The sequence below is a fragment of the Erysipelatoclostridium sp. An173 genome (assembly GCF_963931465.1).
GTDB lineage: Bacteria > Bacillota_I > Bacilli_A > Erysipelotrichales > Coprobacillaceae > Thomasclavelia > Thomasclavelia merdavium.
Map to the genome: position 1 here is coordinate 2,348,648 of NZ_OZ007017.1, position 25,756 is coordinate 2,374,403.

The following is a 25,756-nucleotide window of genomic DNA, read 5'->3' on the forward strand; positions in this document are numbered from 1 at the left end:
AATATCTAAACTATTTTATTTTTATAATATTAAAATAAGTTTCCAATTAGTTAATAATGCTTTATCATTTTTTATATACGATAATTTTATCAATTAATAACTATATAAATATTTTTTATATAATTCGCTGCTTTATTTCATTAATAAAATCATCATTATCCTTTAAAGAGATGTAAAAATCTTTATCTTTTGTCACAATATGAATTCTATCTAATGAATTTGCACTTGAAGCAATAGGATTGCGACTTCTATTAATTTCTAATATATCTTTTATAACTATTTTCTCTTTCCCAAAGCCATAATAAAAAATAAAATAATTATCAAATAATTCTACTCTATTTCTTACAAAAACAGGAATCCAGATCAAATTAAGCCCATAATAAAACACCCAAAACAAAAGCCACCAAATATTTGTAAACAAATCAGAAACTTCATATAAAATAAATACCAGTGGCAAGATATTATATATTACAAAAATCAATATTATCAACCAGCTATTTTTCCCTTCATATTTTATCACACTTAACCATCTCCAATTTATAATAATATTTACCAGCGTTTCATATTCTTTTCAAATTTCTTTATATATGATTGTTTAAGTTCATCCACACTAATTCCATAGCATAACATTACATCATTATAATACATAAGAACATCTGCCATCTCTTCAATAAGATTTTCTCGTAACTTAGTATCACTGCAAGCTTTTAAATCACCATTTTTTTTAATAATATCAATGACTTCCCCTATTTCACCTATCATCCATAATAATTTATTTTTGCCATTTTCTGGTGTGATTGGTTCCCATATATTTTTATATTTATTTTGTAACCTTTTTTGCATTTCCTGCATTTCATTTATACCAAAATCACTCATCATTCCACCCTCCAAGTCGCTTTTTTTAAAACTAATCTTTTCCTGTCATAATAAAATCTATCAATTTTTCCACATCATCAAAATCATCATAATCACCATACACTCCCTGACGATGATACACGATACCTTTTTTCTCATTTGCTTCTAAACACTCTAACAACTTATCTTCTCCATACCTTTTTACAAATAAAGTAAATGCATATGGTTTAATTTTTCTTAATATTCCTTTTTTACAATCCTCTTTACATATATAACAATGTGTAATCCCTTTTTCAATTGAACAAATTCTATTTTCACAACTGTCACTACCTGGACATTCATCAAACTGACAACCATGACACTGATCATTTTCACTGCATAAACAACATGCTAGTCCACATCTGGCAATTCCTAATTCTCTTTTCATTATTAGCATCTCCCAATAAATAATTTATCTAAAAAAATTATCTCACTTTTGTTAATCTAATACAACCACACACTATTATTCAAATAATTTTAGATTGTTAAAACAGTAGTATTTCTAGCATAAAAAACATCAACCAATTAATTTAAATTGATTCTTCCATTTTAATAAATATTAGCTAATTAACTAATACTTATATTTTAAAGTATACAAAAAAGCTCCAAGATAAACTTGAATCTTTTTTTTGTATTTGTTTGAAATTATCTTTTTGAGAATTCCGCAACCTTATAAAATAAGGGTTTTAATGCCTTTTTGTCTCTTACTTGTCGCATTGCCATAACCATTCACAAAACTTATATCCACTTATTCTGTATTATCATTAGATGATAATACAGCTTCAACCTGAGCAATTAATTGTTCCTTATCAGGCATATATGTTACATATTTTGAAGCAAAAATATTATTACTCAAGCCTCCTAATGCATACTGCATATCAACATTGCCTTTATCAGTGCATAAAATCAATCCAATTGGTGGATTATCATTTTCATCATTAATTTCTGCTGTATAATAATTCAAGTACATATTAAGTTGCCCAACTGCTTCAGGCATTAATTTAATAGTTTTTAATTCTATCAATACATAAGATTTTAAAATCTTATTATAGAAAACCATATCAACATAATAATGAGTATTCCCGAACGTTACTCTTTGCTGAGTTCCTACAAACATAAATCCTTTTCCAAGTTCCAAAAGAAACTTTTCAATTTGTCTAACAAGAGCTTCTTCCAAATCAGATTCCATCATTGGTTTATTTTCTGGCAGACCTAGAAATTCAAAAACATAAGGATCTTTTACTATATCTTCTGGTTTGGCAATTTCATTTCCTTTTAACGCTAATTCAAGAACCTTCTTTTTATTAGTCTCCCCATTTGATAATAACAACCTTTCGAATAATGAAGAGCTAATTTGTCTTTTTAACTCTCTTACTGACCAATTTGCATTAATTGCTTCTTTTTCATAGAAACTACGTTTGTCATCATCAGATATATATAATAATTCGCAATAATGAGTCCAGCTCAATTTTCCAGTCACTGACTAGAAAATTGGATATTTCGTATAGAACATTTTCATGTTATATAAATTAGATTGTGAAAAACCTTTTCCAAATTTATTAGTAAGATTTTTTGAAATAGCAAGTAATTGTTTTTTCCCATATTCACCACGATTATTTTTCAATTCATCTTCAACAATAACACGACCAATATTCCAATAAGCATTTAAAAGTTCATTATTTACTTGTTTTGCGACATTATTTCTAGCATTTGTGATAATACTAGCAATTTCATTTACTAATGCTTCATTGCTTAACAAATTATTTTCCACAATCAACTACTCCTTTCAATATTAATTATTCTTATTATACCCTTATTTTAAAAAGAAAAAAAAGAAGCATCTAAACTTCTTACAAAGTCTAAATACTTCTCTAATTTTCTCACAACAATTATTATTAACGTTTTGAGAACTCCGAAACCTTATGAAATAAGGGTTTTTAAGCCTTTTTGTCGCTTACTTGTTGCATTGCCAACACATCTTATAGAATTCTAGAGCAAATGTCGTAATAACATTCATGCTTAAACCTCGCAACACCTCGCATCTACCTCGCAAAAATTATGTATTACTTCAAATCATTAAAATGAGCCATTTACATTATTATCATATATCAATAATTACAAAATATCATTTAACCTCGCAACACCTCGCATCTACCTCGCAATTTGCATCCTCTAACTATTTCATTTCATATGTCTGTTTAGGGTCATATTTACTTCCATTACGCTTAATGATGTTTAATTTAATTAGATGATTTAATCTAGCAGATATTGTATTAGGTGCTTTACTAGTGAAAGTGCATAATTCTGCTCTTGTCACTGTCTTCCTGCTTGCTAAATAAGTTAGAATTGATTTTTCTAATTCATCAAGTTGTTGCCATATTTCTGGTGTTATAATACGTTCCAAACGACTTTCTTGTCGAATGTTACGCATTACAATATTATTTTTTAATATCAATTTAACTGAATATTCAGGTTCACTATACTCTGGTTCATCTAAAAAGAAATCTGCCATATCAGAATAAATACGTTTTACTCCTTCATTCAATTCTCTTACCCAACCAAAATCAGTTAATACCCTTGAAATTCTCGGATTTCTTGCATAACGAGTATCTTTGATATTATCAACTGTCACAATATTTGGTAGCTTTCCTGGACTTTTAATTTCTAAACGATCATCAAACATAGTCACCAGAATATATCTTCCACTCATCCCATACTCTCGATGTGTTACAGCATTTACTATACCTTCTAACCACGAAAATTCAGGATATTCTGGAACTGTTTTAAATTTACCAGTTAATGGATCCAATGCGGTAAATTCTCTTAATTGAGATGAAATAAATAATCTAGTTTCATCAATCAATTTAAGAATATTACATTCAATATTTTTATCTTTAATAATATTCATTCGTGTCCCAACTTGAGCAGAATTCCCGTCATAACGAACAAATCTTACTCTACAATTTGGATAAAACTGAGAAATATTTTTTGCAAACAGAAGAACCGCAGCGTTTGTCAAATAATTATTTCCATCTTGACTTTTAATAAAAGCTCTAGCTTTTAAAACTTGTTCAGTCGGCAAATGACTTGCATCTAGTTTTTCTTTATATTCGCTAATTAATTCTTCATCTAAATCTTCGATTGATGCATCTCTATTAATCTCATCTTCAAAATGTCTAGTACTTTTTGCATATTCTAAATTTCTAAGGTCATCTCCTTTTAATTCTTTAGTTTTATCGCCAATTCTTAAATAAGTAGAATCGTTTATTGTTCTTACAATTTGATCAACACATGGTTGAATATGCAATAACAACAATTGATCTTCTTCTCCCTTACTGTTTATAACATTTAAAAACTCTTCATTATACTGTGGCATGGGTTTACATCCATTCTTAGGAATAGCAATAAACTCATTAACTTTATCCATACCATACTGATGGATTCCTTCAATTTCTAATGTCTTATCACTTATTCCAATGACAATAGTACCACCTTCAGCATTAGCAAAAGCTGAGATTAAAGGCGCTAAATCAGATGGTTTAATTTTCGCCGATTTTCTATCAAAATATTTATTTTCATGTTCCGTTTGCATATATTCCAATGTTAAAAAAGGATTATAAGAAGAAAATACTTGATTCACAATGATTCCTCCTAAGAACCTAATTTGATTTTATCATTAGTAAAATATTATTTTATTATCTAATTATAGTCATATTATATCTTTTTATAGAAAAACATTTCAAAGTAATAATGGCATTGCTAAATGTTACTCATTGATGAGTTTCTACAAACATAAATTCTAAGCGAATTTATTAATAAGATTTTTTAAAAGTATAAGTAATTGTTTTCTTACATATTTGCCACAACATTATTTTTCAAAGTCTAATACTTCCAATATCTATTATACCCTATTTTAAAAATTAAAAAAGAAGTATCTAAACTTCTCACAAAGTCTAAATACTTCTCTAATCTTCCCATAACAATTATTACTAACGTTTTGAGAACTCCGAAACCTTATAAAATAAGGGTTTTAAAGCCATTTTGTCGCTTACTTGTTGCATTGCCAAAACAACATATTACTGTTATTTAATATTTTAAGTTTTCCAAACAAAAAACAGAAGATTAAAAAATTATATTAATCAAAAGGAGTATGAAATTTCTTATTAAACTCCAAATTTCGTCTTTTTACTGATGAAACAATACTCAACACACCGTTACTTAACTCAGGAAAAATAAATTTGGAATCTATTCCAATCATGCTTAATTGATTTATAATTTTTTCTTTAAATTCTTTTCTAATAAATATTCTATGTTGATAATTTATTTCTTTCCATTCATTTTCTCCTCTGTAAATAGCAAAATATCCGTTTTGATTTTTAATTCTATCATTGGTTAAAGATGCCTCAAATATAATTGGAGTTTCATAACCAATAATTTTCTTTATCTCTACATCAGAAAGATACTCTTTACCTATTTTTAATCCATCTTTACCAATATACATATCACCATGACTCTTGTGATTAAAAACACATTCTGTAATAACATTTATATATAAATCAGAACTTCTAAAAACTGGACCACATGTAGTGTAAACTACCCCATCATTGTTTGGCTCGGAAACACAAGCAAAGTAAAGAGCAACCAGAGGATTTTTTGTTAAATCTAACAATCTTGTAGGCATCCCATAATGTTGCATTTTAATTAGTATATCTACTTTATTCATATTTTTAAATTCTTCTGGATATTGCCTAATACATTCTTTTATATATAATTCCTCATTCAAAAAATCTTCTCTATTACGCATCACACTTGGAATCAAATTCCATTCTTTATTTCCCTGACCTCTAAATAAAGTTAAATGGTCTAAGAGAGAGTCGGAGAATTCTTCATTTTCAGGTAATGCGTTTAAATAATCTGCAACAGATTCAACATATATTTCTTTTTCTTCCATCCTATCTTCTCCATTTAAACTTATTAATTCTTACATCCATAATATTGAAATATAATTTTCTATTTAATGAAATCCATAACTTTGTTATTTTTTTGTATGTAAGTTATTTTTATGTGTATTTTGTTCACGGTTCAACTATATAAGTAAAAGACAGAAAGTATTCGTCAGTTTTTTTATTTCTTACCTATTGCTTTCTAGAATAATCTATATTTTTCCTAATTTATAACTAACTATTATATGTTTTTATCATATAGCTATTAATTGTATCAATAATAAATTCAGGAACTGTTTCAAATTTAATCATATCCAAATAATATGCATAATCATTTTCTATATGATAACTTTCATGAATAAATTTTAATAATGCATCATTCTCTTTAATTTCTTTAGAAGGACAAATCTCAAATAACGCTCTAAATAATTGTAACTTCAAATAATTATTTGATTCATTAAAATATAATTGAACAATTGCCTCCTCATTATATATATTCGTTATCAAATAATCATAATCAAAGTCAGTTATCCATTTTTGTATATCTTGAATACCTTTTGCAACAATATCTTCAGGCATCAAAGTACAATCTTTATACTTACATGTCGCTCTTCCATGTATCAAAGAAGATAATACATCATAGGCTTCTTCAAATTCATCAATTCCTTCATGCTCAATATATTTGCGTAAAAAAGCAACTCTGTGGATCATACATAAATCGGTATCTTCGATATGTGTTTTTAATTCTTCAATCACTGATTTTACATCATTTTCTAAATCAACTGATTTTTCTTCTAAAACACCTTTATTGTTTTTAATATATTTAATATCTATTGTATCTGATGGCATTTTTTTAATAATTCCAAAATCAATAATTGGTTCAAAATCATGAGTCAGCATCAATACTGTTTTATTATATAAACTACGCGGATATAGTCCTGTTTGCTTACTAAACATTCTATGCATAATCGCATACTTTTTATTAATATCAAATGAAGATATTGGATCATCTAAAACAATTAAATCAGCTCCAATACTAATTGAATAAAACATAAATAGAATTAATGAAAATGCATTTTTTTCACCCCAACTTAAATGTTTTCTTATTTGAGAAACATTATACTGCTCTTCTCCTGTTATATATTTTAAAACTGCTCTCGCTTCACCACTAGAATTTAATTCGATTGACAAATGATATGAAATTCCTGCTGAATCAAGAAAATCATTAATATCTTTAATTGATGAAGAAATTGTTTTTGTTAATACTGACTGAAGTTTTCCAATCGCTATTTTTATATCTACTGTAATTTGAATTAGTTCATTTATTTTTTCATTAATAAAATCAACAACTTCAAAAAAAGATTCAGAACCTAAATAATGAAAAACACTTTTTTCAATTTTCATATCACTTAAAATTTTGTCTAATTGTTTTGGACTATTAGGATCATATATTTTTTGATTAAAATTTGTGATTGTATTTAATTTGTCCTCAATATAAAAATACTCAGTTAAAAAAGAATATAATATCGCATTGATTGTTTTCTCATCTTTTTGTTCTTTTATACAAGAAGTTAAAATATCTAGTTTTTCAGTTGGTACATAATCGTTTAAATTTTCAAAATCATTCAATATTTTACTTAAATTAGTTACTTCTGTTTTTTTAAAAGCTTCACTAAAAAGTATACTTTCTTGATCGAAATTTGCTGATAAATTTTCACCGCAATAAGGACAAATTTCTTTATCCGAAAAAGATTTACCTTTTGTTTTCCAATCAACCCAATTTATACAAATAGAATTATCTGAAAAAAACGGAGTAAATTTTTCTAATCCTTTTGGAATATTGAAAATATTTTCTTTTTTTATTATAGTTTTATAATTTGTATTTTTTTTAATACTTTTATTCCCTTTGTTAAATTCAAATTTACCTCTTATTTGATCCAGTTTAGCTTTCAAATTAACTACGATGTCTTCACTATTTATATCAATAGTTAATGTTTTTAATTTTTCGTTTAATTCTCTTTGCTTTTCGTCAAAGTCTTGTGTTCTAATGAAAACTTCAAATGCATTTTCTATAACTTCATCTTCTTTAAACACTACATCATTCACAAAATTTTCATTAAACACACTTACTTTTGAGAATTGTTCTCCACCTTCTATAACGGGAATAGTTTCTTCTAGAGCATCAAAAGGTCTTAAAATATCTAAAGATTTTCCTTGACTAATTAGTTCTAAAGCTGTTGATAACGTTGACTTTCCTGTCCCATTTATACCATATTTTATATTTAATTTACCTGGGGAAATAGATACTTCTCCATTTTTTATATTATTACAATTACTTATTTTTATTTTCGTTTCATCCATATAATTACCCCATATAATATTTATTCTTCTCTAAATCCATTATAATCATTAAATCCAAGCATGTATACAGCCATTGCTATGGATAAATCTTCAGATTCAACATTCAACTCTTTAGCTAAAGATTTAATTTCATCAATGACTGTATCATGTGGAATTGATAATCCATCTATTGTATCTACAACAGATTGAATTGTATTTGGTAAAATTAAACACATTTGATAAAATGCATCGTCCTGCCCTGTTACCAAAGCATAAAATTGATCAAGACTAACTCTTCTAATTAATTTATGTCCCATTTTTTGTCCATCAACCGTAGTTTCCCATTTAATATTTTGTGATTTTTTTGCAATTGCTTCTACTAAGAAACATGCACAATCATCATCTTTCAAAAGTTGGTTTTGCATTTTCATAAAAGTTTTTCCCGCAGAAGAAGAATTCATCGTATTATGTTTATTCTTCATCTCAACATAAACTCTATGAACCACAGAACCATCAGGTAATGTTATACCATCTGCATTTTCATAAATAACATCCCATCCACCTTCTTTACCATTATCTGGTACTCTACAATTATCAATATATTGAAATATTCTTTGATGAAAATATCCAATATCGTTATTGTTTGACTTATCACGTTGTCTAAAAATTTCATTACTAACAATTTCATCCCACGTTGCATGGTAAACTGTTTTATCAAAAATCAGTTTTACAGGATCAACAATATTTTTATTAAACCTTTTTAAATCAAATGATTCTAATTTTTCCCCATATTTTTCAATTGTTAATTTAACGTGATTACGAAAATCTTCTTCACTAATGTAAGTAAGCGGCCACATTTATATCTCCTCCAATCCTTCTTTTATTTTTAAGCCTACCTCGTATGCTAAATTTACAGGTACTGCATTTCCAACTTGTTTATATTGCTGACCAATACTTCCACAAAACACCCAATCATCTGGAAAACTTTGACAACGAGCATTTTCCCTAATAGTAAATGGCCTAGCTTCTAATGGATGACAACGATCTGTTTGTTTTTGACTAGGTGAAGTTAAAACCGTTAATGAGGGCTCATCTAAACTTAATCTACGCAAAATCCCTGTTCTTCCACCTTCCATATACCAACAACTTTTCATGTATTCCTTTGCAATGTCTTCTGGTATATCTCTCCAATATCCTCCTGGAGGAACCATCTCAAATATTTTCTTCTTATAAGTTGAATAAGAAGCTCCTTCACTAACAGGGCAATCTAATAAAATGTCTCGTAAAACAGGTTTATATTCTTTTGGTGTAGGAAATTCAAAATGAATTTTCTTTGCCAAATCTTTACGAATTCCTATAGTAATCAATCTTTCTCTTTTTTGCGGTACTCCAAAATCCCATGCATTTAATACATCTTTTTGAATGACATATCCTTCTTTTTCAAATATATCTAAAATAGTTGCATATGTACGCCCTTTATCGTGAGTCTTTAATCCTTTAACATTTTCAAACAAAAACATTTTTGGCTGCAATTTATCTAGAAAGACTGCATAATGATAAAACAATGTTCCTCTTGCATCTTCCAATCCTAATCTTTTTCCTGCATATGAAAAGCTTTGACAAGGTGAGCCTCCAGATAACAAATCTAATTCACCCTTTTTAATATTAAAAAGATTCTCTAAATCTAATTTTGAAATATTTGCTATATCATCATTAATTACATTCCAATTAGGTCTATTTACTTTTAAAGTATTTGAAGCATCTTTATCTAACTCAACTAATCCTAAGCTAGAAAATCCCGCTTTTTCCAATCCTAATGCTAGACCTCCAGCACCAGCAAAGAGTTCAATTGTTTTAAATTTCCCATTTTCTTTTTTTTCAGTTTTATTTATAAATTCTGTAATATTGCCTTTTAGAAGAGTACATACTTTGTTAATATCCTCAAAAGTTAAACCTTTATTATTTTCTATTCTTTCTAATACACTACTATCTAATCGACTACTTTTAATCAATGTTTCATGATTTTTCTTGTTATTGATACAAAAATCATATAACTTTGGTTGATTAAATTCCACAAGTACTCTCCTTTCTTCTAACTATAATTTTTATCTAAGTTCTTTTATATCTAATACTTTTCCATTTTTTGAATCAAATAAAACCATTTGATAATTAAATGGTATCTTATTTAACTTTAAATTCTTAAATATAGAAAAAAGCTTACGGTGATTCTCCATATTTACATCAAAAACAGTATGGATACCTTTTAATCTAATTTCATCAATGCAAAAAAAGGCTGCCATAGAAGATGTCATATAATATATAGCCTCATCATTAGAAATATAATCAATCTCTTTTCCATATGTTGCTCCAATAGATTCTATAACAATTTTATTGTTTGGCTCTCTTTTTTTAGTTAATTGTCCTGCATATATTAAATCACCTAAGTATTTTGTATGATATGTAATCGGTGCTTGATCAACATTCCATCCTTCTAAATATAAATATGACATATATCTTGATAATACATTTGCTTGAGAGATAGTATATTCATCTTTAACTTCAATAGTTTCATCTCTTCTAAATAGGATTTTTGTTATTACTGTTAAACGATCCTCTTGCAAATAATCGCAAAAACTATCTAACACTCTATTACTAGGTGTTTTTATTTTATTCGCTTCTATTTGCTTAATTGTATTTATATTTACATCAAGTATTTCTGCCATTTGTGCTTGTGTTAAATGGTTTTGTTCCCTTAAATCACGCAAAAAATCGCAAAATGCCATTGCAATCACACTTCCTTTTCTATGTAATTATACATTAAATTCATTAAGAAAGATACAAAAAAGTATAATTATTTTCAAATAAATTTTGCATTTACTATACCTGAGTGTTATATTGTTGGTGTGGATTATTATTTGCGATTTTATCTTTGCATTTAGCAGTCTAGAAAGGAGGTAAAAAAGGCTCATTAGACACCACGACCAAGCTTAGTCTAATGAACCACTATGTAACGTGAAAGAACAGTTTATATAATGTCCTTTCTTGTACATTATAACAAACTTTCTTTCACATTGTAATACTCTTGAAGGAGGAATGTGAACATAAAAGAAGAAAATAGAGTATTTATTGAGACTCCTGCATTTACAGGAAGAAATGTACCTATAACGGAACTATCCAAAGCAATTGGAAAAGATGCACAATTTATCCATATTGGATTACAAAAAGGTATTTTAACATTCGGTTATGCTTTAAAGAAAGATAATTCAAGCGAATTTAATTACTATTGTCCTGATAAAAAAGTATGGGAAGAAACGGGCTATTTTAAAGGCGGTATTTAGAAATGGCTGAATTAGAAATTGTTCGCTTATCTGAAATTCAGAGCAAAGAAGTAGAATGGCTATGGTATCCCTATATACCTTCCGGAAAGTTGACCATTATTCAAGGTGATCCAGGATGTGGAAAAACGATGCTGATTCTTTATCTAGCTAGTTTGTTATCTAGTGGCTCTCCACTTCTGTCAGAGGATTCTAGTGTAAAGCGTGAACCCTGTACAGTTATCTATCAGACATCAGAAGATGGTTATGATGACACAATTAAGCCAAGATTGGAAAGATTTACAAAAGCCGATTTAAATCGCATTGTTTTCATTAAAGAAGATAAATGCTCACTAACAATGTTAGATGAGAGAATCGAACAAGCCATCATTCAAGAAAATGCAAAACTATTTGTTCTTGATCCAATTCAAGCCTATATAGGACATAATATTGACATGAATCGCGCTAATGAAATTCGTCCTCTTCTAAAAAAATTAGGAGATATTGCTCAAAAACATAATGTTGCGATTGTACTTATCGGACATATGAATAAGGCAAAAGGTGGAAAGTCATCTTATCGTGGTTTAGGTAGTATTGATATTCCAGCGGCAGCTCGTAGTGTTTTAATTTGTGGTGAATTAAAAAAAGAAGAAGGTGTACGAGCAGTGGTGCAGGATAAATCAAGTTTAGCACAACGAGGAAAACCATTTGCCTTTAAATTGGATGATGATGGATTTCATTGGTTAGGTGAATATGATATTAGTCCTGAAGAATTATTAGATGGGTTCAAACGAAAAACTGATAAAGACCGTGCAAAAGATTTCATTAACGAAACCTTATCGGAAGGTGCCGTAGAGGCGAATATTATATATAAAAAAGCAACAGAACAAGACCTTTCCAAACGTACACTAGACCAAGCGAAAGCGGAGTTAAATGTCAAATCATTTAAAGAAGGTAAAGTATGGTATTGGAAACTAATTTAACATTGCAAGGTTGCAGGCACTCTAGGGACTTGCAATCTTGCAACCTTCCTTTAAAGAAAAGCCTTTGTTACTTTGCCGAAAGTAACGCTAATGCACTTTTGTCAAAAACAAAAGATGCTTGCGCTCTGCGAGGCTTTTAATGCAGTCTAAAACGATAAGCATAACGCTTGGAAAAGGGAGTATAAGTCATAATGCAAGAACTTTTATTGCTGATAATGTTGACCCTAATAGAACTCCACTGAATGTTGAATTTGTTAATCAAGACATCAAACAGGCTTATCATTACTTGTTTGATGAAGCACTTGAAAAGTATAATGCTAAGCAAAAAAGAAGTGATCGAGTTATAAAGGATTATTACGAAAAAATACGTACAGGGAAACAAGAAAAGCTATTCCATGAAATCATAGTACAAGTTGGTAATAAAGATACAATGAATGCAACATCAGAAAACGGTCAACTAGCAAAAGAGATACTATCACAATATATGGATGATTTTTTAGAGAGAAATAAGAATCTATATGTATTCTCTGCTCACCTTCATATGGATGAAGAAACACCTCATCTCCATATTGACTTTATACCTTATACGACCGGTAGCAAACGAGGATTAGAAACTCGTGTATCGCTTAAAAAGGCTATGGAAGAACTTGGCTTTATTGGTAATGGTAAGCAAGAAACAGAATATAATATGTGGGTAAATGCAGAAAAAGAGCTTCTAGCTCAAATTATGCAAACACATGAAATTGAATGGCAAAAACTGGATACTCATAATCAACACCTAAGTGTTTATGATTTCAAAAAGCAAGAACGCATAAAAGAAGTAGAAAAATTAACTAAGCAAGTTGATAGTCTTGTTGATAAAATCAACGAATATCAGCAAGACATTCATGATGTTGATCAGCTAACAAGTAAACTTACTGATGATTTATGGAATATTCCTGAACCAAGGCGATTTATGAGCGCTAACAGTTATAAAAAAGATATCATTGAACCTTTCAGCAAAAAATTATAAACAGTCATCAAACGTATAATAAATGATTATTTAAGACTAAGGAAAGAGGTGAAAGAACTTCGTACAAGAATATTGCCACTTAGAATAAAAATCAATGAACAAGATGAGCTGATTGTTCGCTTATTAGACGAAAATCGAACCAACTCAACTAAACTAAAAAAACTACAAAGAGTTCTTGGACAAAAAACTTATGAAGAAATATTAAACAAGCCGAAGGAGAAACGTAAAAATGTTAGAGAAAAAAATTATAGATAATGGAATTACTTATCAATTGATTGGAGAAGTTTATTACCCTGTCCTTGTTGATGCAGAACTACCCATCGGAATATATGCAAAAAAACGTATAGAATATTTAACTGAAAACAATTTAGTTTCCTTTGATAAACACTATACAGAATATCAATTTCATTATGAGATGTTTTGCTTAAATTGTTATTGTGAGCAATTATTCCAAAGAAAGTTCTTTGAATACTTGGAACAACATCCTGATGCAAATAGAAAACAAATAACAAAGAAGAAAAAAGAAATTAAAGATGAAATTATTAATATCTATATCTTACAACCACAGGAGGTGATTTATAATGGCAAAGAACTTGAAATCACCAAATAGATATGGCGGAGTAACGAAACTAAGTAATGCCTCTCGAAGAAGAAGACCCTATGCAGTACGTATTACTACAGGGTATGTGATTAATGAGAAAACAGGAAAAGCCACTCAAAAATACGCAATCATTGGTTATGCCAAAACAAGAAGTGAAGGTCTTCAAATGCCAATATCATTAAGTTAAGATTTTAATGACAATCGATGGTTATATTGCAAATATGCCCTCTCTTTTTTATAAAATTTTTATCATTTTTAAAAGAAAAATATTGACATTGCAACGATAGTGTGCGGCCTATTATCAATTTTTTTTATTGATAATAGGCCAATTGTTTATAGGTATATGTCGGAGGTACTTAAACATGAATAGCTATAAACATCTTAAAAACGTTTTATTTCACATTATCAATAATCTTTCGAATGTCTGTTCTATCTTTTGTGTCAATCCTGATACTGATTTCACCAGAAATAGAAAGCTTGATTTCAAAACAATCATGAAGATTATTCTTTGTATGGGAGCTTCCTCTATCAAGGATGAACTTTTTAAATTTAATGACTTTTCTATTGATACCCTTTCTGCTTCTGCTTTTGTTCAAGCCAGAAGCAAGATCGAACCTGAAGCATTCAAGACTTTGTTTGATGCTTTCAATAAAAAACATTCAAAATAAAATTATTTCATGGCTATAGACTATTGGCAGTTGATGGCTGTGAACTGCCTATTGATAATACCATCTTTGACGATGAAACTACTGAATTAAGACATGGCACTCTTGCTAAGGCTTATTCTGCCTTTCATTTAAATGCCAGTTATGATCTATTGGAACTTACATATGATGATATTATCATTCAGGGTGAAGCTAAAAAGATGAAAATGATGCCTTCTATCAGCTTGTTGACAGATATGATGGTCATAAAGCTATCTTCATTGCCGATAGAGGCTATGAATCCTACAATGGTTTTGAACATGTTGTTCGATCAGGAAATAAATATCTGATTCGTGTTAAAGATATCGGCTCTCAAACCAGTATCACTCGATCATTAGGTCCATTTCCTGAAGGTGAATTTGATATTGATGTATTTAGAATGTTGACCTTAAAACAAACAAAAACGACCAAAGCTTGTCCTGAAATATATAAAATTGTTACTAAATCAACGAGATTTGATTTTATGAGCAAAGATGATCCATGGTATGAATTCAACTGTCAAGTTGTGAGATTCAAAATTACTGAAGATACCTATGAAACCGTTATTACCAATCTAAGCAGAGAAGAATTCTCAATGGAAGAAATCCGTGAAATTTACAATATGCGCTGGGGAGAGGAAACTTCTTTTCGTGAGCTCAAATATGCTATTGGACTCAATGCATTACATGCTAAAAAAAGAAAATTGATTCAACAGGAAATCTATGCCCGCATGACCATGTATAATTTCTGTCAAAGAATTGTACAGGAAATAAAAATACCTAAAAAAGATAAACTCAAATATACATATCAGATTAATTTTACAAGAGCAGTACATATTATCAGAGAATTTCTAAGAAAAAAAGGTGGAAAAAATCCACCTGTAGAAAATCTGATAGCTAAAGAAATATTACCAATTAGACCCGGTAGAAAATACAAGCGACATGTCAAGCCAAAGACTGCCGTATTCTTTAACTATCGTTATAACTAACATAGTTTATTATATACCTTGAAAAATGTAGTTTCAAGACTACACTTTTTTAGCTTGAATAAATATTAAAAACCAGGAAAAATATATTTACATATAATTCCTGGCTAAAATTTTATCATCTTAACTTAATGACATTGCTTCAAATGCTTGCTAAATATCATGAACATCCTTTTAATATAGAAACCGGTGATATGACATTCAGAGAAGTATACGAAAATTGGTCTGAAGATAAATATGAAAATGCTTCCCAATCCACAATAAATGGATATAGAGCAGCATATAATGTTTGTTCTAAAATTTATGAAAGAAAGTTCAGAGAATTAAAAACATTTGATTTACAAGATATTATTGATAATTGTGGCAAAAATTATCCAACATTACGAAAGATTAAAATCCTGTTTAATCAATTATATGCCTACGCAATGAAACTAGATTTATGTGGAAAAGATTATTCTAAATATGTAGATATTGCAAAATTCAGTGATAAAAATCCTGATAAATATGATAGAAAACCATATACCAAAGAACAAATAAATATTTTATGGGATTTAAGAGAAGATAAATATTATCAAATCATTCTTATTCTAATCTACACAGGTTTGCGTATTGATGAATTATTGTCATTAGAAAAAGAAAATGTTCATCTAAATGACCATACCTTGATATCATCAAATCTAAAACAGAAAATGGAATTAGAAAAGTGCCAATCAGTGATTATATTTGTCCTTTTATCAAAAATTGGTATGATTCATCGGAATGTAAGTATCTTTTACATACCGAAGAACAGAAACCATTTAAATATCGAAACTATTATGATAGCTATTTTCTTCCATTAATGGAGAGATTAGGATTTGATCAAACACCACATTGTTGTAGACACACGTTTATTTCATTACTTGCTGAAGCTAAAGTTTCGCCAACATATATTAAAATGATTGCAGGGCATAAAGGTGCCATGACAATGACCGAAAAAGTGTATACACATATTGATATGCAGTATTTAATTAATGCAGTAAATAGCATATATTATCCTAAAAATATTAAAAAATTCTAATAACCGTATCATATCAAGATGGAACAAAACAAACCGAAATATATAAATCATAGGAACCATGTCTTTGATGTGGTTCTTTTTATTGTTCATTTTTTGATTATAAGATGAGTACAAGAAATAGATTGAATTTATTGTGTCGCATATTAGAGAACTGTGGTGAGAATTTTGTATCTTACTTGTCGCTTATATGTCGCTTACCGTTTTTAATTTATGAGTATACAAAAAAACTCAAATCGAGTTTTAGCCGATAAATAAAGGCTTTTGCTGATTTGAGTTTCTTTGAATTGTTCTGGGTATTCCCAAAAATTAACGTTTTGAGAATTGTGGAGCACGTCTTGCTTTTTTAAGACCATATTTTTTACGTTCTTTAACACGTGCATCACGAGTAAGGAATCCAGCAGCTTTTAAAGTTGGTCTATAATCAGAACCAGCTTCTAATAATGCTCTTGAGATACCATGACGGATAGCTCCAGCTTGTCCTGAATATCCACCACCATAAACATTTACTTTTACATCAAATTGATTAGTTGTATTAGTTAATTCTAATGGTTGATTAACAATCATTAATAATACATCTGATGGTAAATAATCTTTTGCTGGTTTATCATTAATTGTAATATTTCCTGTACCAGGTGTTAAAATAACTCTAGCTACAGAAGTTTTTCTACGTCCAGTTCCACGATATTGTACATTTGCCATTGTTCTCTCTTACCCCCTTACCCTTTGATTTTTAACTCTTCAGGATTTTGTGCTGCATGTGGATGTTCACTTCCAGCATAAACAAATAATTTCATACCTTGTTTTCTACCTAATGTATTATGTGGTAACATACCTTTTACTGCTGCTTCAACCCAACCAGTTGGATTTTTTTCTTTGAATTGGCGTGCAGTTTTAACTTTTAAACCACCAAGCCAACCTGAATGATGATAATATTTAACTGAATCTAATTTTTTACCAGTCATTACTACTTTGTCAGCATTTACAATAATCACATAATCACCAGTGTCTACATGTGGTGTATAAGTAGGTTTATGTTTACCTCTTAACACTTTTGCTACTTCTGATGCTAAACGTCCTAAAGTTAATCCTTCAGCATCAACTACGTACCATTTTCTTTCGATTGTGGCTGCATTAGCCATAGTTGTTTGTCTCATTTTTTCTTCTCCTTTATCCTTACCGGGGACTTAGGTTCATAAGAACATTCTCATTATAAACACTTCATAATCCAATGTCAATTATTTTTACAAATTATCTTGTTATTTTCATAGATTTTTTGTCTTTTTCTAGTTTTAAAATAAACTCTGTTTTTTATTGTAGTCAAGATAGTTTTTATTTAATATTTTTGTTCAAATTAAATATTTTCTATATAAATTATAGCCCAATATCATCCATCATAAATATATTTATCTTGAATAATAACTATAAAAAATGCCGGCACTGAGCCGGACATTTTTTAATTTTAGATAATGATATTATCAGCAGTCTATCATATCTATATTTTTATATTAGCATCTTTTTCTTTTTTTGAATAATACTACTCCTGCAGCAGACATAGTCAATACAAATAATGCTGTACCAATCGCTGCATCATCACCTGTTTTTACTGCAGTTGATGAATTTGATCCTGAATTTGGATCTGAAGGTGTTACACCAGGATCAGTTGTAGTATCATTTTTTACCAATCCAGCGATAGCTTCGTTTAATCTAGCATAAGCAGATTGAATTGCTTCTTTATCTCCAGATTCTAATGCTGATTTAACATCAGCTAATGCTGCAGATAATTTATTTAATGAATCCTTTGTATAAGCATCTGTCTTACCTACTAAAGAATTACCTTTTTCGATTAAATCATTAACATCTTTTTCATCTACATATTTTTCTAGGTTTGCAATTGCATTATTTAATGCTTGAATAGCATTTGCAACTTCTTCTTTTGTTGCATCAGCATCTTCGAACACTGCTCTAGCTGAAGCTATAGCTTTATCTAAAGCCGCTCTTGAAGCTTTAGTGTATGTGGCATCTTTTCCTACTTCTGCAACTGCATTATTTATTGTATTTTCTAATTCTGTTTTATCAACAGCAACTGCATTTACTGTTACAGTTACAATTTTTGAATATGATCCATTTACAAATTGTACTTCATATTCACCAATTTCACTTTCAATAACTGTTTCTGGATTTACCCATGACCATCCTTCTGGTAGTGCAATACTTTCTAATTTATTTCCAATAACTCCATTTAATTCAAAGTCACTTGGGAAAGTTCTATCAACTACTGTTAAGATAGCTGTTTTACGAGTAAATTTATAATCAGTATCACGATTTACTCCTCTAACATCATCATATTCGATATCGTTAGGAATTGCAGTATAATGAATATTATATTTACCAGCAGGTAAATTTGCTAAACTTGCTACATCATCTTTACCAGTACATAATAAATCAACAGAAGTTAATCCACCAGTATTTTTAAACATATGTTCATTTTCTACTGAGAAATCAACAAATGTATCATTAGTTGATGTAACTCCTTCTAATAGATCTGGAGTATCTCCTTCAACCATTGTAACATCGCTTACACCATTAAGTTCAGGGGCAGAAGCATAATATTCTTCAGCAGCAGCTTTTTGTTCTGCGTTTTGTGCATAATATACATAATCAATTTGGAATTCAGTTCCTGCTAAACCAGGTACTGTATCACCAGGCCAGTTACCACCCATTGCAAGATTTAATTGAATATATTGTGGGCGATTGAAACATTTTTTAGCTGATTCTCCCCATTGAGGGTTAGTTAAATCTAATGTGTTGTACACAACACCATCTACATACCATTCAATTTTATCTGGAGACCAGTTAATACCGAATACATGATAATCATCATTGAAATCAGTATCATTTGTATACATTTTACCACCTGAACCAGTAGTATCTTGATCCCATTGATCACCGATATCTGGATCATAGAAATGAGCAGTACCCCATACTTGTTTATTTCTATCTTCACCTTCATGACCACCTAATAATTCCATGATATCGATTTCTCCACAACGTGACCATCCATATCCTTGTTGTTTATTAATTTTACCATCAAGTGTGAAATCTGCACCTAAAGTCCAGAATGCTGGGAATGCCCCACGACCTTTAGGTAATTTTGCTCTCATTTCGATTCTTCCATATAAGAATTCTTGTTTACCATGAGTACGAACACTTCCTGAGTTATAAATAACTTTTCTTGATCCGCGAGGATTTGTATATTGATCTTCTTCAGCACGATCAGTAGCTCTTAATACTAAGTTTCCATCCCGCATAAATACATTTTCTTCGCTTTTTACATAATGTTGTTGTTCAACACCACGAATACATCCTAATTCATAGCCCCAAGTATCTGTATCTAATTCATCTTCATTAAATTCTTCAGCCCATACGATGTCATAATCTTCATCTCCAGATGAACTAGCAACTTCATGCATTGAAACATCATCTACATAAATAGGTGCTTCATAAATAGGTCCACTTGCTGGATCAGCCCATTTCATAGCACAAAGTTGAATTTCAGAATAATTTCCTGTATTAAATTTGATTTCTACTTCTTGATAAACTCCTACTTGATCTTGTGAGTTACAAGAAACTGTTGTTCCCTCATTTACTGTTGTTGCTAGGTAGTTAGCTTTTACATTAAAGAAAACTTGCCCACCAACTTTACCAACAGCAATTTTAGCTTTTGCAACATAATCTGTGTTAGGTTTTACCTTAAGTGTTTGATATAATACTGAATCATTTTGGTTTTCTTTTAATAATCCATGATAATTTCCACTAGCTGCAGTTTCTTTTGAATTTAAAACGTCTGAATTTTTAAATTGCCAACCAGTTTTATTATCTTCAAAATCGCCATTAGTAATTAAATCTGCTTCAGTAGCTTCACCTGTGTTCAAATCTACTAAATCATATTCTGTGTCAATTGAAGCTGCATCTACATTTACAATATTAGCAGTTGCAAACATGCTACTAACCATACCAAATGTAGCCACCAATGAACACACTTTAGTCATTCTCTTTTGTTTCATATGCTTTTCCCTTTCTCTATAATAGTACCAGTTGTTTTTGATTGATTTGATATTTTATGCTGACTTAAATATCTTCAAAACACATCAACCTCAACGAATACGCTTACATTATATAATGTCTGATATTGTTTGTAAAGATATTTTAGTAAATTTTTACTTATTTAATGTGATAAAATTAAATAAATTATGATTAAATAAGCAGTTTTTTTAATTATTATTTTGTTATTATATTTAAAATTACGTTTAAGACATATCTTAATACCGTCTTTATTATTTACTAAATTTTTAGTTAAAATATATAACTTCTTTATGATAAAAAGAAAAGATCGCCTAAGCGATCTAATATAGTCTATTTAGAGAAAAATTCCAGTGATAATCTTAACACTTCTTTAATTTGATCAATAGTATCAAAATTATGATTTCCACCTTCAATAGTTACAAACTGCAACTGCTTTCCAAATTTAGGAATATAAATTTTAGAAATATCATATGGAACTGTTTTATCTTCACTTCCATGTATTACTAACAAATCGTTTTTATATGTATCTAAATTTTGATAAAAATCACGTGCTAAAATATCATCAACAAAATCTTGAGATATTTCAAATCCACCATGATCATAAAGCCCTTCTTGATTAGGCTCCATTTTTCCTGTTAAATAATCCAGAGCCGCTGGTAAATTAAATGCCGGAGCCCATAAAACCATTTTCTTGATTACATCAGGATATAGCTTTGCTAGTTCGCTAGCAACTGCTCCACCCATTGAATGACCCAAAAGATAAATTTCCGTGCAATTTTCCATTTTTAGTGTTTCTTCTAAAATAATTCTAGCACAAGCAAGTTCATCTTTAAAAGTCATATCCTTAAAGTTTAAATCACTTTCGCCACTTCCAAGAAAATCAAATCTAAAAGTTGCAATTCCTTTAGCTTCTAACATTCTAGCTAATTGTACATAAGAAAATTTTGTCCCTGTTTTTTGACCAGTAAAACCATGAAAAATTATACAAACCGGATGTTTATCAACATTTGGCTTATGAAAGAAACCACGCATGGTTCCTTTAAATGTTGGAATTTCACAATAATGTTGCATTAATAAATACCGTGCGCTTTTTTAAAGCGATGAATTCCTTTATTGTCTAAATATTGTTGAGTTATAAAACGAATACTATCTTCGTTATAATCGCCTCCGATTTGTACACATGTATCCATAATTTCACTTGTTAAAGCTAACCAGATTTCATCACTAAAATCTTCTGTTGTCACCATTTCTTTTACAATCTTTAAACATTGATCAATATAATCATCTTTATTAATTTCTACTATACCTTCCATTTCATCTACTCCTTTACTAATTCTTTCATCACATAACCCGCAATCATCAATCCTGCTACCGATGGTACAAAACTCATACTTCCCGGTGTACTGCCAGCAACTTTTTGCGGTATTTCTGTTGAATATAAAACCGGACATTTTTTTATAGCGCGTTTTTTCAATTCACGACGCATTACACGCGCGAGCGGACAAACGTTAGTTTTATATATATCATCAATTTTAAAGCTGCCAGGATCCAATTTATTACCAGTTCCCATTGAAGAAATAATTTTTATTCCTCGTTGATTACACTCTTCAATTAAAGCTATTTTAGCCTTAACAGTATCAATGGCATCTACAACAAAGTCACAATCACTAAAAATATCTTCATCACCATTTCCAGGCAAATAAAATTTTTGATATGCAGTAATTTTAAGCAGCGGATTAATATCTAAACAACGTTCTTTAGCCACTTCTACTTTAGCTTTTCCAATCGTGGAATGTAAAGCATATAACTGACGATTAAGATTAGTTATATCTACAATGTCATGATCAACTAAAACCAAAGCCCCAACACCACCGCGTGCCAAAGCTTCTACTACATAACTACCAACACCACCAAGTCCAAAAACAGCCACTTTTTTATTTTGAAGTTGTTCAACCCATGATGAACCTACCATTCTTTCTATCCTTGAAAATTGTTCCATAACACACCTCGCATTTATTATAAACTAATCTCCATATTTAATAAAGAAGAGTAAATATTTTTTTATAGTCCAATTAGGTCTAAAAATGTATAGACCAATTCGGTCACCACTATAATAAACTAAGGTGGTGGTTTTATGCGATACAAAAGGATAAGAGATTTACGTGAAGACAAAGATCTAAAACAAAGAGAATTAGCTGAATATTTAAACGTATCACAAAAAACATATTCACGTTATGAACGTGGTGAACGAACCATCGATCCTGAAATCTTAGCTAAATTAGCCACATTTCACGAAACCACTGTTGATTACTTAATCGGTCGTACCGATGATAAAACTGATTATACCAAAAAGAAATCTAATAAACGTTAGATTTCTTTTCATTTTAAAAAGCATTTGAAAAATCAAATGCTTATTCATAATCTGCTGTATATCCTCGCTGATCTAATTCTAATTTAACTACTTGCCAATCATTAATTAAATCACCAAGTTCTTCTTTTATTCTAACAACACCCATCTTATCTTCTGCTCGAATCAACGCCATAATAGTTGGTCCAGCCCCTGATAAATAGGCACCTAGTATTTGCTCATCTTCTTCTAAAACATCCATGATTTCACAATATCCCGCAATCAAGTCACCTCGATAAGGCTGATGTAAACGATCTTTAAAACCAAGTTTTAAGCCATCGTCAAAACCATTGATCAATGAGGCAACCATTAAAGCTAAATGCGAAACATTTTTTATAGCATCTGCTCTTGGTAAAACCTGTGGTAAAACTGAACGTGATTGTTCTGTCGATAAAGTAAATGGTGGTATCAAAGCCACAAAACGATAATCATGTTTAACCGGTATATTTAAAGTTAAAACATTTTCTTCTTCCATTACCGAAACTGTAAGTCCCCCAAAAATAGCTGGAGCCACGTTATCAGGATGCCCTTCTATTGCTGTCGCTAATTCAAGAATTTCTTGACGATCTTCAGCTTTATCTTTAAATGCAAAAGCACCTACAATTCCAGCCACAATACAAGTCGAACTACTTCCCAGTCCTCGAGTATATGGCACCTCACCACTGCATTCAATTTTTAATCCTTGATAATCCAAATCACATTTTTTGGCTGCTTGTTTAAAAGCCTGATATGTTAGGTTGTTTTCATTACAAAACTGTTGCGGACATCCAGTAATTTCTAAACCTTTTTCCATCAATTCAAAGGTAAAGGTATTAAACATTGTCAAAGCTACTCCCGCAACGTCAAAACCAGGACCAAGATTAGCACTTGTTGCCGGCACTTTTACTTTTACTTTCATAAAAACCTCCTACATCGCTTCTATTTCTGATTTGATAAAATCAACGATTTCACTTTTATCAATTGCTTGTTTATGCAATACTTCACGATCTTTAATTCCTACTAATGGTTTAGGAATCATAACCCCTGTTTTTTCATGCAATTTATCAATTGCATCATAAACATTTAATTCCTCACCATAAATAGCTTTATATACAGATTCAGGGAATTTATATGGTGAAGCAGTAGCTAACAATACTGTTTTAGTATCATCACCACTTTCATGTTGATATCTTTTCAATACTCCATAACCAACTGCTGTATGAGTATCTAATAAATAACCCGTTTCATTATAACAAGACTTAATAGTTTCTAATACTTCTTGTTCATTTAAGCACCCTGCTTTAAATTGATCTTTAATTTTTTCAAAAACTTCTTTATCTACTTCATAAACTCCATCCTGGTTAAGTTTATCCATATAACTACGAACTTTATCCCCATCTTTAGTCATAAACCATACTAATCTTTCTAAATTACTAGAAACTAAAATATCCATTGCCGGAGCATTAGTTTTATAAAACTCACGATTAGCATCATATTTACCAGTAGTAAAGAAATCAGTTAAAATATTATTTTTATTTGAAGCGCAAATAAATTTATTAACTGGCAATCCCATTTGTTTAGCAAAATATCCAGCTAAGCAATTACCAAAGTTACCACTAGGTACACAGAAATTAATTTCATCCCCTAATTTAATTTCATTATTACGCACCAATTCAAAATAACTATGGAAATAATAAACAATCTGTGGAATTAATCGCCCTACATTTATTGAATTAGCTGACGATAAAAAGACATTATGTTTATCACTTGCTTCTTTTAATTCTTGTGATCCAAAAGCTTTTTTCACTGCAGTTTGCGCATCATCAAAATTACCATGGATCCCAATTACTTTAACATTATTTCCAGTTTGGCTAACCATTTGCTGCTGTTGAATCATAGAAACACCATCTAATGGATAAAACACTTTAATGCAAGTTCCTGGAACATCTTTAAATCCTTCCAAAGCTGCTTTACCAGTATCCCCACTAGTTGCCGCTAAAATCATAACTTCTCGTTGTTCATTTAATTGTTTTAATGAAAGTGTCATTAAATAAGGTAATAGCGATAATGCCATATCTTTAAAAGCTGCTGTTTGTCCATGGAACAATTCAGCCACAAAAACATCGCCAGCTTTTTTTACTGGAACTACATTTTTAGGAAATAATCCTTTCCCATATGCATTTTTACAAGCTTCATGAATTAATTCTTTTCCATCTTCTGGAACAAAAGTACTTAAAACTTCTGTCGCTAAATCAACATAATCTAATTTCATCAATGCCTCAAGATCCATTTTTGTAAAATCAAAATCCGGCACTAATAAACCACCATCACTACCAATACCTTGAACAATTGCCTGATAAAAATTTATTTCTTTTTGCTGGTTTCGTGTACTTATATATTTTTTTTCCATCCTAGAATCCCCCTATGTGATTTAAATTATTGTATACAATTTATTTATATAAGTCAACATATACT

The 25,756-nt window shown here is 29.9% G+C and carries 30 protein-coding genes and 1 pseudogene; 12 read left to right on the top strand and 19 right to left on the bottom strand.

The window, feature by feature from the left end:
• Window positions 1-115 precede the first annotated feature (115 nt).
• The 11 genes and pseudogenes from ABGT36_RS11700 to ABGT36_RS11750 form a co-directional block, all read right to left on the bottom strand.
• Window positions 116-520: a PH domain-containing protein gene (locus ABGT36_RS11700; protein ID WP_346678137.1), complete on the bottom strand. Its 405-nt coding sequence runs from the start codon at window positions 518-520 to the stop codon at window positions 116-118.
• A 29-nt stretch (window positions 521-549) separates the two neighbouring features.
• Window positions 550-876, bottom strand: coding sequence for a MazG nucleotide pyrophosphohydrolase domain-containing protein (locus tag ABGT36_RS11705; RefSeq protein ID WP_300082889.1), 327 nt, complete (start codon window positions 874-876; stop codon window positions 550-552).
• A 31-nt stretch (window positions 877-907) separates the two neighbouring features.
• Window positions 908-1,282: a DUF3795 domain-containing protein gene (locus tag ABGT36_RS11710; protein WP_346678139.1), complete on the bottom strand. Its 375-nt coding sequence runs from the start codon at window positions 1,280-1,282 to the stop codon at window positions 908-910.
• Window positions 1,283-1,642: 360 nt separating this feature from the next.
• Window positions 1,643-2,224: a PDDEXK nuclease domain-containing protein gene (locus ABGT36_RS11715; protein WP_346678652.1), complete on the bottom strand. Its 582-nt coding sequence runs from the start codon at window positions 2,222-2,224 to the stop codon at window positions 1,643-1,645.
• Window positions 2,225-2,236: 12 nt separating this feature from the next.
• Window positions 2,237-2,665 (bottom strand): annotated as a pseudogene (locus ABGT36_RS11720) (DUF1016 N-terminal domain-containing protein); the annotation flags it as partial.
• A 405-nt stretch (window positions 2,666-3,070) separates the two neighbouring features.
• The gene (locus ABGT36_RS11725) at window positions 3,071-4,534 is read right to left on the bottom strand and encodes an ATP-binding protein (RefSeq protein WP_346678141.1); all 1,464 of its coding nucleotides are present in this window, start codon (window positions 4,532-4,534) and stop codon (window positions 3,071-3,073) included.
• Window positions 4,535-5,029: 495 nt separating this feature from the next.
• Window positions 5,030-5,845 (bottom strand): FRG domain-containing protein, encoded by an 816-nt coding sequence (locus ABGT36_RS11730; RefSeq protein WP_346678143.1) that lies wholly within the window; start codon window positions 5,843-5,845, stop codon window positions 5,030-5,032.
• A gap of 226 nt (window positions 5,846-6,071) precedes the next feature.
• Window positions 6,072-8,198 carry an AAA family ATPase gene (locus ABGT36_RS11735; protein ID WP_346678145.1) on the bottom strand — a complete coding sequence of 709 codons (2,127 nt, stop codon included), beginning with the start codon at window positions 8,196-8,198 and terminating at the stop codon, window positions 6,072-6,074.
• Window positions 8,199-8,218: 20 nt separating this feature from the next.
• Complete coding sequence (locus ABGT36_RS11740; protein ID WP_308698043.1) at window positions 8,219-9,034, bottom strand: Eco47II family restriction endonuclease; 816 nt, start codon at window positions 9,032-9,034, stop codon at window positions 8,219-8,221.
• On the bottom strand, window positions 9,035-10,252 hold the full coding sequence (locus tag ABGT36_RS11745; protein WP_346678147.1) for a DNA cytosine methyltransferase: 1,218 nt from the start codon (window positions 10,250-10,252) through the stop codon (window positions 9,035-9,037).
• 30 nt (window positions 10,253-10,282) lie between these two features.
• Complete coding sequence (locus tag ABGT36_RS11750; RefSeq protein ID WP_346678149.1) at window positions 10,283-10,960, bottom strand: helix-turn-helix domain-containing protein; 678 nt, start codon at window positions 10,958-10,960, stop codon at window positions 10,283-10,285.
• A 312-nt stretch (window positions 10,961-11,272) separates the two neighbouring features.
• On the opposite strand from ABGT36_RS11750, the gene ABGT36_RS11755 reads away from it, so the two are divergent.
• The 11 genes from ABGT36_RS11755 (at window position 11,273) to ABGT36_RS11805 (ending at window position 16,812) form a co-directional block, all read left to right on the top strand.
• Window positions 11,273-11,515, top strand: coding sequence for a hypothetical protein (locus tag ABGT36_RS11755; RefSeq protein ID WP_346678151.1), 243 nt, complete (start codon window positions 11,273-11,275; stop codon window positions 11,513-11,515).
• Window positions 11,516-11,517: 2 nt separating this feature from the next.
• Complete coding sequence (locus tag ABGT36_RS11760) at window positions 11,518-12,474, top strand: AAA family ATPase (protein ID WP_346678153.1); 957 nt, start codon at window positions 11,518-11,520, stop codon at window positions 12,472-12,474.
• Between the two features lie 139 nt (window positions 12,475-12,613).
• A complete protein-coding gene (locus ABGT36_RS11765) occupies window positions 12,614-13,486 on the top strand; it encodes a plasmid recombination protein (RefSeq protein WP_346678154.1) in 873 nt (290 codons plus the stop codon).
• Window positions 13,487-13,534: 48 nt separating this feature from the next.
• A complete protein-coding gene (locus ABGT36_RS11770; RefSeq protein WP_346678155.1) occupies window positions 13,535-13,741 on the top strand; it encodes a hypothetical protein in 207 nt (68 codons plus the stop codon).
• Entirely contained in the window at window positions 13,716-14,096 is a 381-nt protein-coding gene (locus tag ABGT36_RS11775) for a TnpV protein (RefSeq protein ID WP_346678156.1), read from the top strand. Before ABGT36_RS11770 ends, ABGT36_RS11775 begins: the two co-directional genes overlap by 26 nt.
• Window positions 14,068-14,274, top strand: a complete 207-nt coding sequence (locus tag ABGT36_RS11780; protein ID WP_346678158.1) for a hypothetical protein — start codon at window positions 14,068-14,070, stop codon at window positions 14,272-14,274. Before ABGT36_RS11775 ends, ABGT36_RS11780 begins: the two co-directional genes overlap by 29 nt.
• Before the next feature lie 175 nt (window positions 14,275-14,449).
• Window positions 14,450-14,755, top strand: coding sequence for a hypothetical protein (locus tag ABGT36_RS11785; RefSeq protein WP_346678160.1), 306 nt, complete (start codon window positions 14,450-14,452; stop codon window positions 14,753-14,755).
• 23 nt (window positions 14,756-14,778) lie between these two features.
• Window positions 14,779-15,081, top strand: coding sequence for a hypothetical protein (locus ABGT36_RS11790; protein ID WP_346678162.1), 303 nt, complete (start codon window positions 14,779-14,781; stop codon window positions 15,079-15,081).
• On the top strand, window positions 15,012-15,758 hold the full coding sequence (locus ABGT36_RS11795; RefSeq protein ID WP_346678653.1) for a transposase: 747 nt from the start codon (window positions 15,012-15,014) through the stop codon (window positions 15,756-15,758). Before ABGT36_RS11790 ends, ABGT36_RS11795 begins: the two co-directional genes overlap by 70 nt.
• 128 nt (window positions 15,759-15,886) lie before the next feature.
• Window positions 15,887-16,594: a hypothetical protein gene (locus ABGT36_RS11800; protein ID WP_346678667.1), complete on the top strand. Its 708-nt coding sequence runs from the start codon at window positions 15,887-15,889 to the stop codon at window positions 16,592-16,594.
• Window positions 16,489-16,812 carry a tyrosine-type recombinase/integrase gene (locus ABGT36_RS11805; RefSeq protein ID WP_346678655.1) on the top strand — a complete coding sequence of 108 codons (324 nt, stop codon included), beginning with the start codon at window positions 16,489-16,491 and terminating at the stop codon, window positions 16,810-16,812. Before ABGT36_RS11800 ends, ABGT36_RS11805 begins: the two co-directional genes overlap by 106 nt.
• 306 nt (window positions 16,813-17,118) lie before the next feature.
• Here ABGT36_RS11805 and rpsI read toward each other — a convergent pair whose 3' ends face one another.
• The 6 genes from rpsI to ABGT36_RS11835 form a co-directional block, all read right to left on the bottom strand.
• On the bottom strand, window positions 17,119-17,511 hold the full coding sequence (gene rpsI / locus ABGT36_RS11810; RefSeq protein ID WP_087300849.1) for a 30S ribosomal protein S9: 393 nt from the start codon (window positions 17,509-17,511) through the stop codon (window positions 17,119-17,121).
• Window positions 17,512-17,528: 17 nt separating this feature from the next.
• A complete protein-coding gene (gene rplM / locus ABGT36_RS11815; RefSeq protein ID WP_087300847.1) occupies window positions 17,529-17,966 on the bottom strand; it encodes a 50S ribosomal protein L13 in 438 nt (145 codons plus the stop codon).
• A 351-nt stretch (window positions 17,967-18,317) separates the two neighbouring features.
• On the bottom strand, window positions 18,318-20,876 hold the full coding sequence (locus ABGT36_RS11820; RefSeq protein WP_346678165.1) for a family 16 glycosylhydrolase: 2,559 nt from the start codon (window positions 20,874-20,876) through the stop codon (window positions 18,318-18,320).
• A 349-nt stretch (window positions 20,877-21,225) separates the two neighbouring features.
• On the bottom strand, window positions 21,226-21,966 hold the full coding sequence (locus ABGT36_RS11825; RefSeq protein WP_087373882.1) for an alpha/beta hydrolase: 741 nt from the start codon (window positions 21,964-21,966) through the stop codon (window positions 21,226-21,228).
• Entirely contained in the window at window positions 21,966-22,208 is a 243-nt protein-coding gene (locus ABGT36_RS11830) for a hypothetical protein (RefSeq protein ID WP_087300841.1), read from the bottom strand. Before ABGT36_RS11830 ends, ABGT36_RS11825 begins: the two co-directional genes overlap by 1 nt.
• Window positions 22,209-22,213: 5 nt before the next feature.
• A complete protein-coding gene (locus ABGT36_RS11835; RefSeq protein WP_300082275.1) occupies window positions 22,214-22,894 on the bottom strand; it encodes a tRNA threonylcarbamoyladenosine dehydratase in 681 nt (226 codons plus the stop codon).
• Between the two features lie 135 nt (window positions 22,895-23,029).
• Here ABGT36_RS11835 and ABGT36_RS11840 point away from each other — a divergent pair, with 135 nt between their 5' ends.
• The gene (locus tag ABGT36_RS11840) at window positions 23,030-23,266 is read left to right on the top strand and encodes a helix-turn-helix domain-containing protein (RefSeq protein WP_087300837.1); all 237 of its coding nucleotides are present in this window, start codon (window positions 23,030-23,032) and stop codon (window positions 23,264-23,266) included.
• Window positions 23,267-23,306: 40 nt separating this feature from the next.
• Here ABGT36_RS11840 and thrB read toward each other — a convergent pair whose 3' ends face one another.
• The gene (gene thrB, locus ABGT36_RS11845) at window positions 23,307-24,200 is read right to left on the bottom strand and encodes a homoserine kinase (RefSeq protein ID WP_087300835.1); all 894 of its coding nucleotides are present in this window, start codon (window positions 24,198-24,200) and stop codon (window positions 23,307-23,309) included.
• 9 nt (window positions 24,201-24,209) lie between these two features.
• Complete coding sequence (gene thrC, locus ABGT36_RS11850; protein ID WP_087300833.1) at window positions 24,210-25,691, bottom strand: threonine synthase; 1,482 nt, start codon at window positions 25,689-25,691, stop codon at window positions 24,210-24,212.
• Between the last annotated feature and the right edge of the window lie 65 nt (window positions 25,692-25,756).